This is a genomic window from Pedobacter endophyticus (assembly GCF_015679185.1).
Lineage (GTDB): Bacteria > Bacteroidota > Bacteroidia > Sphingobacteriales > Sphingobacteriaceae > Pedobacter > Pedobacter endophyticus.
Map to the genome: position 1 here is coordinate 4,949,392 of NZ_CP064939.1, position 17,907 is coordinate 4,967,298.

The window sequence follows — 17,907 nt, forward strand, 5'->3', positions numbered from 1 at the left end:
TGTTTGGCTTTAGCCGAAAATTAGAACTTATGATTGAATTGGGCGCTCAGCAGTTTTGAAATTTATGTATTTCCTTGCCGTCGGTTTCAACCTACGGATTAGAAGAGCAATTGTTAGGCTTTAGCCGAAAATTAGAACAAGACTTATGATTGAATGTGGGCGCCCAGTAGTTTTAGAATTTATGTGTTTCTTTGCCGTCGGTTTCAACCGACTGAATTAAAAAGCACTAGTAGCCTTCAGCAGTACATAAAACTCCAGCAACTTCTTGGCATCACGCCCTCCAATCTTCCCTTTTCTTTTAAATCTTGTTTATCAAAAATGTCTCGGTAAGAGAATGCTACCAACGTTAAACGCGAAATGTGTGCAATTAGCTAGCCGCAGTTTTTATTAGGCTGCGTTGGTATTTGGCTTAACATGCCCGGGTCAAAAATGCCTTTTCAGCACGCTAAACTTCAATTTAACTTAACCTGCCATTTACATTGGCATCCTACTTTTGCGGCATTTAAAAACTACATCAATGATAAATAATTTCGTAAATTGCTTTATCTAACCATCCTTAAAATGAAAAAACCTTTACTATCAAAGCAAAGGGTTGCGGCATATGCCATTGCAGGTTTGTTGGCTACTGCGCCTTCACTATCTGCCATGGCCGAGGCCCATTTACCCGATTCGCTCAATGTTGCCAACATCCAGGCATCAGGAACCATCAGCGGAAAAATTGTTGATGAAAAAGGCGACCCGCTTCCGGGCGCCAGTATCCTCATTAAAGAATTGAACAAAGTAGTGCAAAGTGCCCGCGATGGCAGTTTTAGCCTCAGCGTACCCGAGGGCACGTACACCCTCTCGGTTAGCTTTATTTCGTACACTACCGCTACGTTTACTAAGGTGGCGGTAAAAGCCAATGAAAACACGCCGCTAAACGTTACGCTAAAGGGCGAAACAGGTACCTTAAATGAGGTGTTGGTAGTGGGCTACGGAACACAAAAAAGAGAAAACGCTACAGGTGCCGTCGATCAGATTACTTCTAAAAACATCGAAAATCGGCCAATTACGAATTTAACACAAGGTTTGCAAGGTTTACTGCCCAACTTAAACCTTAAAATGATGGACGGGAAGCCTACACAATCGCCAAGCTATAATATCAGGGGGACAACCTCGATTGGGCAGGGTGGAAGTGCCTTAATTTTAATTGACGGCTTTGAGGGCGACCCAAGTTTATTGAACCCAAACGATGTAGAGACCGTTTCTATTCTTAAAGATGCGGCCTCGGCAGCTATTTACGGTGCCCGAGGAGCGTTCGGCGTAGTTTTGATTACCACGAAAAAAGGAGAAAAAGGGCGAACAAGCGTTTCGTACTCCAGCAACTTTTCCATTAAATCGCCAATTACCAGACCCGATTTTGTGACAGATGGTTACACCTGGGCGAAAATGTTTTCGGAGGCCTTTGTTAACGGCGATGGCGCTTTTCCGCAAAATGTAAACAAAACGCAAAAGTTCTCGCAAGCTTATTTAGACGAATTTAAGCGCAGGGTAGAATCGGGTCAACCTTATAATACTGTCGAGGTGAACCCCACAACAGGCGAATATACTTACTACGGCAGTACCGATTATTACGGCGCCTTGTATAAAGACAATACCAACGCCTTCGAAAACAATCTTTCGGTAAGTGGTGGCAGCGATAAGGCTACGTTTTTGGTGTCGGGTCGTTTTTTAAACCAAGATGGCTTGTTCAGGTACAACAGCGACGATTACGATACGAAAAATATTCGTGCCCGCGGTACCATACAGCTTTTTCCGTGGTTAAGTATTGAAAACAACGCCGATTATTCGATTATGAACTACCACAACCCCATTAACGTGGGTGAAGGCGGCGGTATTTGGCGAAACATTGGCGATGAGGGGCACCCAACAATGCCATTGTTCAACCCCGATGGTTCACTAACCTTTTCGTCGGCCTACACCGTTGGCGATTTCGTTTACGGAAAGAATGGCATCGATACCCGCCGGGAGGTGTTCAGAAACATTACCGGTTTGCGGAGCAATTTCTTCGATAATAAGTTTCGCGTAAACGCCGATTTCACCTTCCGCAATACCGATAATAATCGCGAGCAAAAAAGAGTGCAGGTGCCGTACAGCAATTTTCAAGGCGTTACCGCCTATGTAGGTACCACTACAAACGATTTATTGTTCGATTTACGAGAAACAAGATATCTGGCAACTAATATTTATGCCGAGTTCGAAGACCACTTCGGCGAAGATCATTACCTAAAGGCGATGGCAGGTTACAATTACGAGCAATCGACCTATAACCGCGTTGCCGTGCAACGGAATGGTATTATTTTCGAAGATGCTACCGATTTAACCCTGGCTCTCGGCCAATCCATTACCACCGGCGGCGGTTATGAGCAATGGGCTATTTTGGGCGGTTTCTCGAGGTTGAATTATGGGTTTAAAGATCGCTATCTGGTAGAAGTGAATGCCCGGTACGATGGCTCATCCAAATTTCCATCTAATCAGCGTTACGGCTTCTTCCCATCAGTTTCTGCAGGTTGGAGGGTAAATAAAGAACCATTCTGGCATGTTTCAGACAAAATTATCTCCGATTTAAAGTTCAGGGCTTCTTATGGTGCGCTGGGGAATGGTAACATTGCCTCGTACGCCTTTCAAGAGCTTTTCAATATCAGTCAATCGGGTGTGATCTTAAACGGCTCGCGACCGCAAACCACGCGTAACCCTTCGGTATTACCTAGCGGCTTAACCTGGGAAACATCGACAACAACCAACTTCGGTTTAGATTTAACGATGTTTTCTGGCCGATTGAACTTTACCGGCGACGCCTATATCCGCAAAACGACCGATATGTTTACGTTCGGCTTAACCCCGCCAGCGGTTTTCGGGGCCGATGTGCCTAAAGGTAACTACGCCGATTTAACCACAAGGGGCTGGGAAGCTTCCATCACCTGGAGCGATAGAATTGGTAATCCCGAAAAACCGTTCAGGTACAATGTAAGGCTGACGCTATCGGATAATAAAACGAAAATTGATAAGTATAACAATCCTGATAAGCTGCTGAGCGATTACTACGAGGGACAAACCCTTGGCGAAATTTGGGGCTACGAAACGGAAGGCTTCTTTATCGATGCGGCAGATATTGCCTCGCATGCAAAACAAGATCCGCAAATGCGGGCCTCACCTTCGGGTTTGTGGTTTCCGGGCGATATCAAACTGAAAGATTTAAATGGCGACGGTTTGATCAACGTTGGCGAGAATAAAGCCGGCAACTCGGGCGATAGAAGAATTATTGGCAATTCGGCACCGCGATACATGTATGGTATTAATTTGGGTGCAGATTGGCATAACATTTCCTTTTCTGTTTTCTTTCAGGGCGTAGGCAAACAACAATGGTACCCAAGTACCGAAAGCGAAATGTTTTGGGGGCAGTATAACAGGCCGTACAACAACATTCCTACTTTCCACCTTGGCAATATGTGGACGCCTGAAAATACCAACGCTTATTTTCCAAGAACAATGTCGAGAGCGGCGTCAAACAGCACCAACCGGACTTTAGGAGTTGCCCAAACCCGTTACCTGCAAAATGTGGCTTATTTGAGGATGAAAAACATTCAGGTGGGTTATACTTTACCAACCAGGTGGACCAACCGTATCGGCGCCCGCAGTGCGAAGATCTTTTTCTCTGGAGAAAATCTTTTCACTTATTCGCCAATGTACAAAATTGTGAAGAACACGATCGACGTAGAAAACGCTGTTCCTTCCGATCAGGATTTGAATGCGAACAGCACCAATGGCGATGGTTATAACTACCCGCTATTAAAAAGCTTTTCGTTGGGTTTAAATGTTGGTTTTTAATCGGATAATATATAAAAGATGGGGTTGCACGGCTTCATCATCATCGAAAAAAAAATATAAAAATGAAAAGATATTATATATGGATTTTGCTGGGTTGCGTAAGTTTGGCAGCCTGCAAAAAGCTCGATCAACAACCGGAATCGACCGCTTCAAAAGAAGCCGTTTTCGGAACAGAGAACGGACTGAAATTATACACCAATTCTTTCTATGGAATGGATTTCCTTCCGAAAAATTCCACCAGTCAGGATGCAATGTCCGATTATCTGGCGGTAAGATCAGTTCAGGATTTTATCCGCGAAGGCGGTTTTGGTGCCAACAATAGCTCGGGATGGACCTGGAGGGATTTAAGAAACATCAATTACTTTATCCAAAACTGCAACAATCCGGCCGTACCCGTAGCAACACGCAACAGTTACATCGGCATTGCCCGCTACTTTAGGGCCTACTTTTACATGGAAAAAGTAAAGCGCTTTGGCGATGTGCCATGGATTAACAAGGCCTTGGATATTGACGACCCAACCCTAACCGCGGGTCGCGATAAAAGAGAGTTGGTTATGGATTCTGTGCTGGCCGATCTTGATTTCGCTTGTGCCAATATTCAGGCTACAAACGATGCCAGCCGAACCACAATTACCAAATGGGTTGCCCATGCTTATAAATCCAGGGTTTGTCTTTTTGAGGGCACCTTCAGAAAATACCATACAGAATTGGGCCTGGCATCGTCGGCAAATAAATGGCTTGAAGCGTCGGCATCGGCAGCTGAACAGATCATCAAAAATGGAGGTTATTCAATCAACACGGCCGGAGGTGCAGGCGTGTCTTATCGGCAGGTATTTACCAGCAATGCGCCAATTGCCAACGAAGTTTTACAGGCCGCTGTGGCCGACGTTAACCTGGGCGTACTTAATGAGGCAAACTGGTGGTGGACAAGTGGTACTTATGGCGCTAAGGCAAGTTTTACCCGTACTTTCATCAATACCTATTTGAAACTCGATGGAACGCCATTTACAAACGACCCGGCCTATAAAACCATGGTATTTAAGGATGAGGTGAAAAACCGCGATTTGCGCTTGAAACAAACCATCCGCCTGGGCGACTATAAACGCATTAGCAACGGGCAGCAAATTCCTGCTCCTCCCGTTTTCTCCTATACTTTTACGGGTTATCAGCCTATTAAATGGACATTGGATGATACCTATTTTGATGCAGGTGCATTAAACACCAATGCTGTGGCCCTGTTTCGCTATGCGGAGGTATTATTAAACTATGCCGAGGCAAAGGCCGAACTGGGAACGCTAACCGATGCCGATTGGGCCTTAACTATTGGTGCGTTGAGGGCAAGGGGAGGAATTACAGGCGGCTTGAGCGCAAAGCCTACCATTGCCGATCCGTATTTGATGACCAATTATTTTCCCGGCATTAGCGACCCAACTTTACTGGAGATTAGAAGAGAACGTGGTATTGAATTGAGTTTAGAAGGTTTACGCTTTGCCGATTTATTGAGATGGAAGAGAGGCCCTTTAATGGAGCAAGAATGGAATGGTTTTTACGTGCCGGCCTTGAATACGCCAATGGATTTAAATGAGGATGGCATTTTGGATGTTGCTTTTTACCAGGGAACCCGCCCAACGCCGGTGAGTGGTGTTACTTATGTAGATGTTTCGCCAAGGATTGGTAACGCGGTAAATTCGCAATTGTTAAAAAATGGTACATCAGGCGAGTTGATCTGGATGAACGAAATTCCTAGAAAATGGAACGAGCGGAACTATTATTATCCAATTCCATTGAACGATCTTCAACGTAATCCTAATTTAAAACAAAATCCGGGTTGGGAGTAACAAGGCTGGGCTTTTGGCCACATAGGTACATAGAAACATAGCCTTTTAATGGCGTTAAACTATGTGACCTATGTCTCATTGCACTAAAACTTTTGGCCACATAGGCACATAGAAAAACATAGTTTGTTATAGCACTGAGCTATGTGACCTATGTTTCTGTGTGGTTAACCTTAACCTTAACTCAAACACTAACAAAACTCAATCAAATGAAAATAAAAATCCTATTTGCTGCGGTAATGCTTTTGCTTGCCACAGTCAGTATAGAAGCACAGCAAATCACCGTTGGAACCTTCAACATCCGCTATGATAATCCTCGTGACACCGGAAACTTGTGGGTAAACCGTGCGCCAATTGTATCAAACCTCATTCGTTTTCATGGTTTTGATGTATTGGGCGTTCAGGAAGCATTGCAAAATCAAGTGGACGACATCAGTACCGCTTTGCCCGAGTATGCGCATTATGGCAAAGGTAGAGACGATGGCAAGGATGCCGGAGAACATTCAGTTATCTTCTATAAAAAAGATCGTTTTAAGCTGTTGAAAAGTGGCGATTTTTGGTTGTCGGAAACGCCCGATAAGCCCGGTAAAGGCTGGGATGCTACCTGCTGCAATAGAATTTGCTCGTGGGTTTACCTCGAGGATCTAAAAACTAAAAAGCAGTTTTATGCTTTCAACGTACATTACGATCATCAGGCCGTTGTTGCTCGCAAAGAAAGCAGCAAGCTAATGCTAAGCAAGATTAAGGAGATAGCCAATGGCTCGCCAGTTTTGTTAACAGGCGATTTAAACGGCGGCAGAGATAGCGAATGGTACCAAACTTTGGCTACTTCTGGTGTATTGACCGATTCTTATATGCAAGTTAAGTTTCCTTATGCCAATAACTCGTCGGCAAATGGTTTTAGAACGCCACGCGGAAAAGGAGTAATCGATCACATTTTTGTAACGAAGCAATTTACAGCCAAAAAATGGGGAATATTGACCGATACCTATTACGGGAAGTTTCCTTCAGATCACTTTCCTGTGCTGGCCGAGGTTGAGCTAAGATAGTTTTTTGTTTCCTCCGGGAGTTTAAACTGACGGCAATGAACAGGTAGGCAGTTTACCATTCATTGCCGTTGACTTCAGTCGACGGATTAAAGGCAGGGATTTTTCCGCTTCGGCTGGTAGGGCTCTTGCATTTCATTGCCGTTGACTTCAGTCAACGGATTTAAGGCAGTGGGTTTTCCGCTTTGTCTGGTAGCCCTCTTACATTTCATTGCCGTTGACTTCAGTCAACGGATTTAAGGCAGGGATTTTTCCGCTTTGTCTGGTAGCCCTCTTGCATTTCATTGCCGTTGACTTCAGTCAACGGATTTAAGGCAGGGGTTTTCCGCTTCGGCTGGTAGACCTCATTGCCGTTGACTTCAGTCAACGGAGGCTTTGGAGGGTGAAATACATATTTTTTATTATTTTTATCCAGAAGATATGAAAACATCCCCCAAAATCCTGCTCGCCCTTACGGCCTTTTTATGTTTAATTCATACAGCTGATGCCGCCGATATTGTAATCAAGATCAACAAGCGTTACCTCAATTTACCCGTTTCGCAAAAGCAAGACAGAAAGAACATGACTTTCGAAATTGCAGGTAAACAGGAAAGGGTTTTCAAGATCAGATTAGCAACCAGCGAACCCGAATATTGGGTTTTCTGTGATGTTACCGCCTTAAAAGGGAAAACGATTAAGATCAGTTACGATGGCGATGCTTCTGGACTGGATAAGATTTATCAGAACGACGAAATAGCTGGGCATGAGTTGATGTACAAAGAAAAGAACAGGCCCCAATTTCACTTTACCAGCAAAAGGGGATGGATTAACGACCCGAATGGGCTGATTTATTATGAGGGCGAATATCATCTTTTCTATCAACACAATCCCTACGAAAAAGAGTGGGAAAATATGTCGTGGGGCCATGCCGTAAGTAAAGATATGATTCATTGGGAGGAGCTTCCAACGGCATTAAGTCCTGATAATATCGGCACTATGTTCTCCGGCTCCGCAGTTATCGATTACCACAATACCGCAGGTTTTAACAAGGGAAATACGCCTGCAATGGTGGCCACTTATACCGCTTATACCGACCAAAAGCAAGTACAGTGTGTGGCCTACAGCTTAGATAAAGGGCGTACGTGGACGAAATACAGCAAAAATCCCATTATCGATTCAAAAGCAAAATGGAACAGCAACGACACCCGAGATCCGCGGGTTTTTTGGTACGAGCCGGGCAACCATTGGGTTTTAGTGCTAAACGAACGGGATGGCCATTCCATCTATAATTCTAAAAACTTAAAAGATTGGACGTTCGAAAGCCATACCACGGGCTTTTGGGAATGCCCTGACTTATTTGAGCTTCCTGTTGATGGCGATAAAAATAAAACCAGATGGGTAATGTACGGCGCTTCAAACACTTATATGCTGGGTTCATTTGATGGTAAGAGGTTTACGCCCCAATCGGGCAAGCACTTTTATGTTACCGGAACCATTTACGCCGCCCAAACCTTTACCAATATTCCCGAAAGCGACGGACGCAGAATACAGATTGGATGGGGAAGGATAAGCCATCCTGAAATGCCTTTCAACGGAATGATGCTCTTGCCAACCGAATTGAAGCTTAAAACTACCAGAAATGGTGTCAGGTTGGTGAGTGAGACGATAAAAGAGGCCGACCAACTTTTTCAAAGTGTTGGCGAGTGGAATAGCCTCAGTGCAAAAGATGCTAATGAAAAATTGAAAGCTTATAACGGTAACGATAGGATCCGCATCAAAACAAAGCTGAAGTTGTCGCACGCAACAAGTGCAGGGCTAAATCTTTTTGGACAGAAGCTGCTGGATTATGATATGAATTTTAACCTCGTGAACGGTGTTTTTTATTCACCGGAGGATATGACGAGCATGGAAATTTCGGCAGATATTTACATCGACAGAACATCTGTTGAGGTGTTTATTGACAATGGAGCCTATTCCTATTCCCTGGAGCGTAAACCTGATGCCAAAAGCACCGAGGGTTTTCAATTCTGGGGAAATAATGTCGAAATTAAGGATTTGAAAGTTTATTCCGTTAAATCAATTTGGTAGAAAGTCATTGCTGATTTGTCATTTCGACGGCCCGCCGAATGTCGTTTTTAGTTAAGCAAGAATGATGTTAGTCTGAGCCTTTCGACTGAGCCTGTATTCACATAGTCGAAATGTTCAGGATAAACGCAGTCGAAGACCTTTTCTATAGGAAAAAGCAAATAAACATTGCCCTTCGACTGAGCCTGTATTGGGCGTAATTGAAATGCTCAGGGTGACTCTACAATCCAATTGCAGTAGCAACTCCGCTTGCGGCCAACCTTTCAGGTCGCTGTGTCGCCTTCACGACTAATTTTTGAGTCACTTTTCCGCATATTTGGCGTTTTTCACCCCAATTTTCGCTGTCTTTTTCCTTTGCTTTCTCCGGAGAGCAGGTTGAGGGCAAGTCGGGCGGTTTTTTTTATAACAAATTAACATGCTGAAACATACCAACCACTCAACGAACAGATGCAGATCAAAGTTTCTTTAATCTTCTTAATGCATCATTAAATGCTCTTAATCAGGTATTTACGTTTAATTCTGAATATGATCTTCAAATGGCATGGTAAAAGAGCATTTACCCCAAATTGTATCTTGCCTAATCAATTTCATGCGTATAATGCTCAAATTTTACGCTTAATATGTTTAAAAATGTATTATTAGTAATACTTTTTGGATCGAATTTGAGTTCTTTTATGGAGCTCATCCCGCTGTTCATCGGGCGATATAGCCTTTCTGTCGAGCATGTGTTTCATCCGCTTTATTAATCCTATACTTTTGTAAGTAATAAGTTACAATACGTTGGGTTATTAACGCTCCAATCTTAAAAGCGATCAAGGGCTCGATGCTCTCAACCGTATTGCACCATATTAAAAACAACCTCCCTATCATCGATTATCGATTTTGCATGGGGCTTTAAAAAAAATTGTCCAACTCTATTAACGTATGAAGAATCTTTACATTGATTTTTGCTAATTTTTTTCTCGGGATTTTCCCGGTTCATTCGAGTGCCCTTAACCAAACTACTAAACAAGGTAATTTTGGTAATGAAATGTCAAATGACAGGGTTATCAGGTTTAAAATTTTAGAAAATAGAAGGTAGGCCTCGGTTCAGAAGACGCTTATCTCACGAAATTATTTATTATGAAAAAATATCTATTCTTGACTTTGAGTTTAACGCTGAGTATTTTCAGTGTTGTTGCTCAACAAAAAATAAAAGATGGCTCAGCAACTAGTGCTAATTTACCTGAGAAGAATGCAATTTTAGAACTGGAAAGCAATAATAAAGGATTTCTGCATGCCCGCGTAAATTTGATTCGCACCAGCGATGCGGCGCCCTTAACAGCGCATGTTGCTGGGATGATGGTTTATAACGTGGCAAACGCAAACGATGTTGTACCGGGTATTTACTATAACGACGGAACAAAATGGATTTTTGTAAAAAGCAGCAGCAGCATTTTAGTAGAAAACCAGACTGGAAAAACGGGAATGCCCGGTAAGCCCGGCGAACCCGGAGGTCCCGGCCCAGGTGTTACCATAGTAAACAACGATAGTGGCACCTGGATATATGACCCAACTACCGGAACATGGACAAATATAAAAGGAGAGCAAGGCGATCCCGGTGTTGTAAAGGTCGAAAATCAACCCGGGCAAACAGGCCCTCCCAATACCCCTGGTATCGGTGAGCCCGGTGCCCCGGGAGCCGGCGTTACCATAGTGACTAATGCCAGCGGTACCTGGGTATATAATCCAACCACAGGGCTTTGGACAAACATAAACGGCCCGCAAGGCCCAGAAGGAAAAAAAGGTGATCCTGGCGTTGTAAAGGTTGAAACCGTAACCGGAACAGGCACACCTGGTGCTCCTGGTACACCTGGCGGTCCCGGCGAGGGGGTAACAATCGTAAACAACGAAAGTGGTACATGGGTATATAATCCAGCCACTGGAACCTGGACAAACATACAAGGTCCGCAAGGCCCACAAGGTGCTCCTGGCGTTGTAAAGGTTGAAACCGTAACCGGAACAGGCACACCTGGTGCTCCTGGTACACCTGGCGGTCCCGGCGAGGGCGTAACAATCGTGAACAATGAAAGTGGTACCTGGGTATATAATCCAGCCACTGGAACCTGGACAAACATACAAGGTCCGCAAGGCCCACAAGGTGCTCCTGGCGTTGTAAAGGTCGAAACAGTAACCGGAACAGGCACACCTGGTACGCCTGGTACACCTGGTGGTCCCGGCGAGGGCGTAACAATCGTAAACAACGAAAGTGGTACATGGGTATATAATCCAGATACTGGAACCTGGACAAACATAAAAGGTCCGCAAGGCCCAGAAGGGCCACAAGGTGCTCCTGGCGTTGTAAAGGTTGAAACAGTAACCGGAACAGGCACACCTGGTGCTCCTGGTACACCTGGTGGTCCCGGCGAGGGCGTAACAATCGTAAACAATGAAAGTGGTACATGGGTATATAATCCAGATACTGGAACCTGGACAAACATAAAAGGTCCGCAAGGCCCACAAGGTGATCCTGGCGTGGTAAAGGTTGAAACAGTAACCGGAACAGGCACACCTGGTGCTCCTGGTACACCTGGAGGTCCCGGCGAGGGCGTAACAATAGTAAACAACGAAAGTGGTACATGGGTATATAATCCAGATACTGGAACCTGGACAAACATACAAGGTCCGCAAGGCCTACAAGGTGCTCCTGGCGTTGTAAAGGTCGAAACCGTAACCGGAACAGGCACACCTGGTGCTCCTGGTACACCTGGAGGTCCCGGCGAGGGCGTAACAATCGTAAACAATGAAAGTGGTACATGGGTATATAATCCAGATACTGGAACCTGGACAAACATACAAGGTCCGCAAGGCCCACAAGGTGATCCTGGCGTTGTAAAGGTTGAAACAGTAACCGGAACAGGCACACCTGGTACGCCTGGTACACCTGGCGGTCCCGGCGAGGGCGTAACAATCGTAAATAACGAAAGTGGTACTTGGGTATATAACCCAGACACTGGAGCCTGGACAAACATAAAAGGTCCGCAAGGCCCACAAGGTGATCCTGGCGTTGTAAAGGTTGAAACAGTAACCGGAACAGGCACACCTGGTGCTCCTGGTACACCTGGAGGTCCCGGCGAGGGCGTAACAATAGTAAACAACGAAAGTGGTACATGGGTATATAATCCAGATACTGGAACCTGGACGAACATACAAGGTCCGCAAGGCCCACAAGGTGATCCTGGCGTTGTAAAGGTTGAAACAGTAACCGGAACAGGCACACCTGGTACGCCTGGTACACCTGGTGGTCCCGGCGAGGGCGTAACAATAGTAAACAACGAAAGTGGTACATGGGTATATAATCCAGATACTGGAACCTGGACAAACATAAAAGGCCCTCAGGGTGAAGCTGGTCCCGCGGGTCCGCAAGGAACAACTGGCCCACAAGGTCCGCAAGGAGACACGGGAGCAACTGGTCCAGCGGGTCCACAGGGGGCAACCGGTCCCGCGGGTCCGCAAGGAACAACTGGCCCACAAGGTCCGCAAGGAGACACGGGAGCAACTGGTCCTGCAGGTCCACAGGGGGCAACCGGTCCCGCGGGTCCGCAAGGAACAACTGGGCCACAAGGTCCGCAAGGAGACACGGGAGCAACTGGTCCAACGGGTCCACAGGGGGCAACTGGTCCAGCGGGTCCTCAGGGTGAAACGGGTCCGGCAGGTCCACAAGGGGCAACTGGTCCGGCGGGTCCGCAAGGGGCAACTGGTCCGGCGGGCCCTCAGGGCGAAACTGGTCCGGCGGGTCCACAAGGAGGAATTGGAGTTATCGCTAACGGTATGAACACAACATTTGAAGGCACCGGAACTACTGGCAACCCTTATAGAATTAATACCCCAACAACCAGCTTTGCGCAAAGCACAACAACAGGAGTAATTACTTATACTAATGAAGCAGGAACTAATAGTTTTGCGATCGTGACAAGTGCTGCTCCTAACAACGCTTTAACCGTAGGACCCGATGGCGGTGCCATGTTTGTTGCATCCTCTTTTCAGGATTTACGCTTAGTGAACACAAATCACATTACCCAAGATGCCGGAGATGGTAGCAACGGAACATCGGTTGGTTCGGGTACAAAGAATATTGCGATAGGCGTTAACACGCTTGCAGCCAACACAACAGGGTCTGATAATCTTGCTATCGGAAGCGATGCGCTGAACAAGAACACTACCGGAACTGGTAATACAGCATTGGGTCTGAATGTCTTAAACGTAAACACTACCGGAACATCAAATTCGGCAGTAGGTGCCAGCGCATTGGCGGCAAACACGTCTGGCAGTAACAACTCAGCTTTGGGCTATAATGCCAATGTTGGAGCGAACAATTTAAACTTTGCAACGGCAATAGGTGCACAGGCATTAGTAAGCGCCGATAACAGCCTGGTACTTGGTGGTGTTAAAGGAACTGCTGGCCAAACCAGTATTGGTTTAGGTACAAGTACACCTACCAATAAACTTCATGTAGTACCCGAAACTGGTTTAGATCCCGTTAAAATCGAGGACTTGAAAGATGCAGTAGGTGGCGAAAATATTGTTGTGGCTGGTGCAGACGGCGTATTAAAGAAAACAACTGATGCTTATCAAAAAGTCGATTTACGCTTATTACCAGGCGGTACCAATAACCACATTACCCAGGATGCTGGGGTTGGCGGCGATGGAACATCGGTGGGTGCAGGTACAGACAACATTGCTATCGGATCGGGTGCATTGGCCAGCAATATGACCGCCTCAAACAATTTGAGTTTAGGCAAAACGGCAATGAACCAGAACACCACAGGCGGGCAAAATGTAGCATTGGGCAACAGTGCCCTTTATTCTAACATTAGCGGAACCAGTAATGTTACCATAGGTATTGCTTCTCTTTTTGGCAATACAACGGGATCGGCAAACACCGTTTTAGGCGCCTTTTCGTTTCAAAACAACACCAGCGGGACATTCAATACAATTATAGGTTATGGCACTGGGGCTGGCATTACAACGGGTTCTGGAAATACCATCATTGGCGCTAGTTTACAAGCTTTGCCCCCCAATTTAACCAACAATATTATCCTTGCCGATGGTGCTGGTACGCAGAGAATCCGAGTGCTTAGCGATGGTAAAACGGGAATCGGAACCATAACTCCACAAAGGCAGCTTCACGTAAACGGTGCCCTGCAAATCACCAGCGAACTGAATGTGGGTGGGACGGAGAGTACCGCAGGCAGTGCAGGTACACCAGGACAGGTGCTCACCTCAAAAGGGGGAAGTCTCGCACCAGAATGGAAAACAATTAATCCCAACGTAAAAAATATTATCACAAAAACCGCGGATTATACAGTGATTGACACAGATTATACCATTTTGGCTAACACCGCTACAGCAGGATTTACGATAACACTTCCGGGAGCAGCAGCTAGTACTGGCCGCATCCTCGTGATACGTAAATTAAATGAATCGGGCAATACGCTAACATTTAGTGCCCCAATCGTAATTTCGATAACCGCCGGTGGTGCTGTTAATAGTGTAACTACGCTGAATGTAAACTCCACCATGCGCATTCAGAGCGACGGCACAAATTGGTACAAAATAGACTAAGCAATCATCTTTAGCATCAAAAAGAATTTTATGAAAACTCAACATATAGGTTTAGCAATTGCATTACTCGTAAGCACCAGCTTTGTTAGTATTGCGCAAACTACGGGACAAAAAATAGGCGAAAACCCGACAACGAAACATCCGGGAGCGGTACTAGATCTTGAATCGACCGATAAAGGTGTGCTTTTTCCACGGGTAGCGCTTAGCAATACCACTACCTGGGGCTTAGCAGGCACCGCAACCAGGGGGATGTTAATTTATAACACCAAAACCACCACAGCTGGCTTTACAGGAACCACGACTTATCCTGTTGCCACTGGCGATGGTACTGGCCTTTATTTTTGGGACGGGACGGGCTGGGCAGCAGCGGCAAAAGTATCGGGTGGTGATCCCACTAAAGATGCGTGGATTGACGAACCAGCAAGTACCCAAGTGAAATTAGGCACTTTGAGCGATGGGACTACCGCTCGAACAGCTGGCAGCGAATTTGTGATTAAAGACGATGGTAAAACAGGCATTGGCTTAACCGCCCCAGCCTATTTACTCGATTTAAATGGAAAAATTGGTGTAAATGGTAAACAAACCATTTACAATGCCGATGCCTTGAACACAAGCTTTACAGGCTCGCTTTTTATAGGCAATGGGGGAAACAACCTAGCTTCGGCCAGCGGTAGTACGTTTCAAGCGAGGCACAATACGGGTGTTGGGATTGAATCGCTTGCCGCGAATACCTCTGGCGCCGAAAACACCGCTGTAGGGTCAAAATCATTAAATAAAAATACCACAGGCTGGGGTAACACCGCTACAGGAGCTGGTGCTTTGATTGCCAATACGACTGGTCGCCAAAATGCGGCTGTGGGCTCAAATGCCTTAAGGGGTAATACTACTGGTAGTTTTAATACTGCTTTAGGTGCTAATTCAATGCAAAATGATTTATCGGCGTTTACCGGGAGATATAATACTGCTGTAGGGTTTAAGGCGTTGCCATCGTTAACTAGCGGAGATTATAATACGTTTGTAGGAAGCACAGACTCTGCCACTAACGTTCTAAACGGTCACATTTCAACGGGTAGCTACAATACCGTTCTGGGCTACAATTCTGGAAATGGCATTACCACGGGCTCTAACAACCTAATACTTGGAGCTAGGGTGTTGGGACTTGGTGATGTAAGCAACAACATCGTTATCGCAGATGGTTCCGGCAACCAGCGCATTAGAATATTAGATAATGGCAATACCGGCATCGGCATTTTAACGCCAAAATCTCGCTTAGATATAAATGGTTATGTTAAACTAGGTAGTTTAGATGCCCCTGCCGATGCCTTGGCTACAGCTTCAGATCGGGCGGGAATGATCAGATACAATAGCACAAGTAAAGCTTTTCAATATCATGACGATACGCAATGGGTAACTACAGCTTCTACTGCTTCAGCTGATCTTACAAAAGATGCCTGGGTTGATGATAATTTTAATTCGATGGTAAAGCTGGGTACATTGAGCGATGGTACAACGGTTCGTACAGCTGACAAAGCTTTTGTAGCTAAAGACGATGGAAATGTAGGGATAGGATTAACAGCGCCAAAATCTCGTTTGGACATTAATGGTTATGCTAAGCTCGGTAGCGCTGATGCCGGAGCAGACGCCTTGGTCACTGCCTCTGACCGAGCTGGAATGATGCGTTACAATGGCTCTAATAAAAACTTGCAATACCATGATAACGCAGAGTGGCGTACGCTTAAACCTATCGAAACTGTTCATGACCTTAAAGATGGATATAACGATCCAACTTATTCTAACGTAGCAATAGGCTCAGCATTATTTAAACCATTTGGCGAGATTGCTTCTAGCGATCTTAGTACTACTAACCCTAAAGGGTTTGGTAACTCTGCTTTTGGCTATCGCAGCTTATGGAAAACTACCACAGGGTCGCAAAATACGGGCCTTGGGGTAAGTTCAATGTTCAGTAACAGCAGCGGATCGTCAAATACCGGTATTGGTGCCAATGTGCTACTCAGTAATACAACAGGTAGTTTTAATGTTGCCATAGGTGAAAGAAGCCTCGCTTTTAATCAAACCGGGGCTTACAATACTTCGATAGGAGCTTACACAGGGCAAAATAGCACCACATCTGGTACTTATAGTACAGGTTCTTATAACACTTATTTGGGCTACGGTACCGGCGACGGCATTATCACTGGTGGTAAAAATACCATTCTGGGAGCAAATGTTTCCGGGCTTCCTGCAGCTCTTAGCAATAACATCATCCTTGCTGATGGAGATGGCAACCAGCGCATTAGGATATCAGATAATGGCAATACCGGTATCGGCATTTTAACGCCACAATCTCGCTTAGATATAAATGGTTATGCTAAACTAGGTAGTTTAGATGCCCCTGCCGATGCCTTGGCTACAGCTTCAGATCGGGCAGGAATGATCAGATACAATAGCACAAGTAAAGCTTTTCAATACCATGACGATACGCAATGGGTAACTGCGGCTTCTACTGCCTCAGCTGATCTTACAAAGGATGCCTGGGTTGATGATAATTTTAATTCGATGGTAAAGCTGGGTACATTGAGCGATGGTACAACTGCACGAGTTAACAACGCTGCTTTTGTAGCAAAAAATGACGGAAAAGTAGGGATCGGAACCATAACTCCTGTAGCTAAGCTCAGTGTAGAAGATAACAGCGCAGGACTTTATGCGCAACTGGTCAGTTTCTTAGCACCTGCTAACAATGTTGTCGGAAACAATACTATTGTTAAACTGGGAACCGCGAATACATCCAAAAACACCGGTGAAATTAGGTTCAATTATCAAGGAGACGCTAGTAACAATAATCGCCTTGACCTTGCTTTTAATGGCGTTGCAGCGCCAGGACTGAGTTTGTTAGCAGGGGGTAATGTAGGTATAGGCGAAACAGCTCCTTCAGCCAAGTTGGAGGTAAACGGAAATGTGGAGATTCAGGCTGTTGAACAGGTTGCAAATGGCAATAATTATGCTCCTTTAGTATGGAACACGACCACAAAAAGAGTAGAATCTGTTATTCTAGAGAACGTAAAACAGAAGATAACTGGTTTAGCTCCAAACGGCATATCTACAGTTTATATCTTTGCGGATACTTTTACTGCTGCTTATGAAATAAAAGTTTATTCTAATAACGGTTGTGGGCAGTCCTTTTATAATAAATTTTTCATTACAGGATCAGGATCAAACGCCAATTCTACCTGGTCAATAAATTATGTAGGAGGGGTCTCTGCTGGCGGTGTGTCAGCTTCGGCAGATCCATCAGTTGAAAGCACCGGCCAAAATTCCATGAAGGTTACTAACGCAACCGCTGGCTGCACCGGCTCCGGCGATTCTACGGCATTCACCTATACAATATCCGTCAATCAGGCTACAGGAGCATTATCTATTAAAAATGAAGGAAATGTTCCGAGAGACTATACTGTAGTAATAGAAAAAGCTTTTGACTAAGACCTAGTAAATCT

The 17,907-nt window shown here is 45.3% G+C and carries 6 protein-coding genes; all 6 read left to right on the top strand.

The window, feature by feature from the left end; genetic code table 11:
* The first annotated feature begins 561 nt into the window (after positions 1–561).
* The 6 genes from IZT61_RS20175 (at position 562) to IZT61_RS20200 (ending at position 17,893) form a co-directional block, all read left to right on the top strand.
* Complete coding sequence (locus IZT61_RS20175; protein ID WP_230383782.1) at positions 562–3,867, top strand: SusC/RagA family TonB-linked outer membrane protein; 3,306 nt, start codon at positions 562–564, stop codon at positions 3,865–3,867.
* A gap of 62 nt (positions 3,868–3,929) precedes the next feature.
* The gene (locus tag IZT61_RS20180) at positions 3,930–5,705 is read left to right on the top strand and encodes a RagB/SusD family nutrient uptake outer membrane protein (protein WP_196098799.1); all 1,776 of its coding nucleotides are present in this window, start codon (positions 3,930–3,932) and stop codon (positions 5,703–5,705) included.
* 206 nt (positions 5,706–5,911) lie between these two features.
* Positions 5,912–6,751, top strand: a complete 840-nt coding sequence (locus IZT61_RS20185) for an endonuclease/exonuclease/phosphatase family protein (protein WP_196098800.1) — start codon at positions 5,912–5,914, stop codon at positions 6,749–6,751.
* Between the two features lie 417 nt (positions 6,752–7,168).
* Complete coding sequence (locus IZT61_RS20190) at positions 7,169–8,815, top strand: glycoside hydrolase family 32 protein (RefSeq protein ID WP_196098801.1); 1,647 nt, start codon at positions 7,169–7,171, stop codon at positions 8,813–8,815.
* A gap of 1,119 nt (positions 8,816–9,934) precedes the next feature.
* Entirely contained in the window at positions 9,935–14,416 is a 4,482-nt protein-coding gene (locus IZT61_RS22500) for a hypothetical protein (protein WP_262895703.1), read from the top strand.
* Positions 14,417–14,446: 30 nt separating this feature from the next.
* Positions 14,447–17,893 carry a beta strand repeat-containing protein gene (locus tag IZT61_RS20200; RefSeq protein ID WP_196098802.1) on the top strand — a complete coding sequence of 1,149 codons (3,447 nt, stop codon included), beginning with the start codon at positions 14,447–14,449 and terminating at the stop codon, positions 17,891–17,893.
* Positions 17,894–17,907: the final 14 nt, after the last annotated feature.

Excerpts from the sequence above, each read along its gene's own strand:
- IZT61_RS20190 (WP_196098801.1), top strand. The coding sequence starts at position 7,169 with ATGAAAACATCCCCCAAAATCCTGCTCGCCCTTACGGCCTTTTTATGT.
- IZT61_RS22500 (WP_262895703.1), top strand. The coding sequence starts at position 9,935 with ATGAAAAAATATCTATTCTTGACTTTGAGTTTAACGCTGAGTATTTTC.
- IZT61_RS20175 (WP_230383782.1), top strand. The coding sequence starts at position 562 with ATGAAAAAACCTTTACTATCAAAGCAAAGGGTTGCGGCATATGCCATT.
- IZT61_RS20200 (WP_196098802.1), top strand. The coding sequence starts at position 14,447 with ATGAAAACTCAACATATAGGTTTAGCAATTGCATTACTCGTAAGCACC.
- IZT61_RS20180 (WP_196098799.1), top strand. The coding sequence starts at position 3,930 with ATGAAAAGATATTATATATGGATTTTGCTGGGTTGCGTAAGTTTGGCA.
- IZT61_RS20185 (WP_196098800.1), top strand. The coding sequence starts at position 5,912 with ATGAAAATAAAAATCCTATTTGCTGCGGTAATGCTTTTGCTTGCCACA.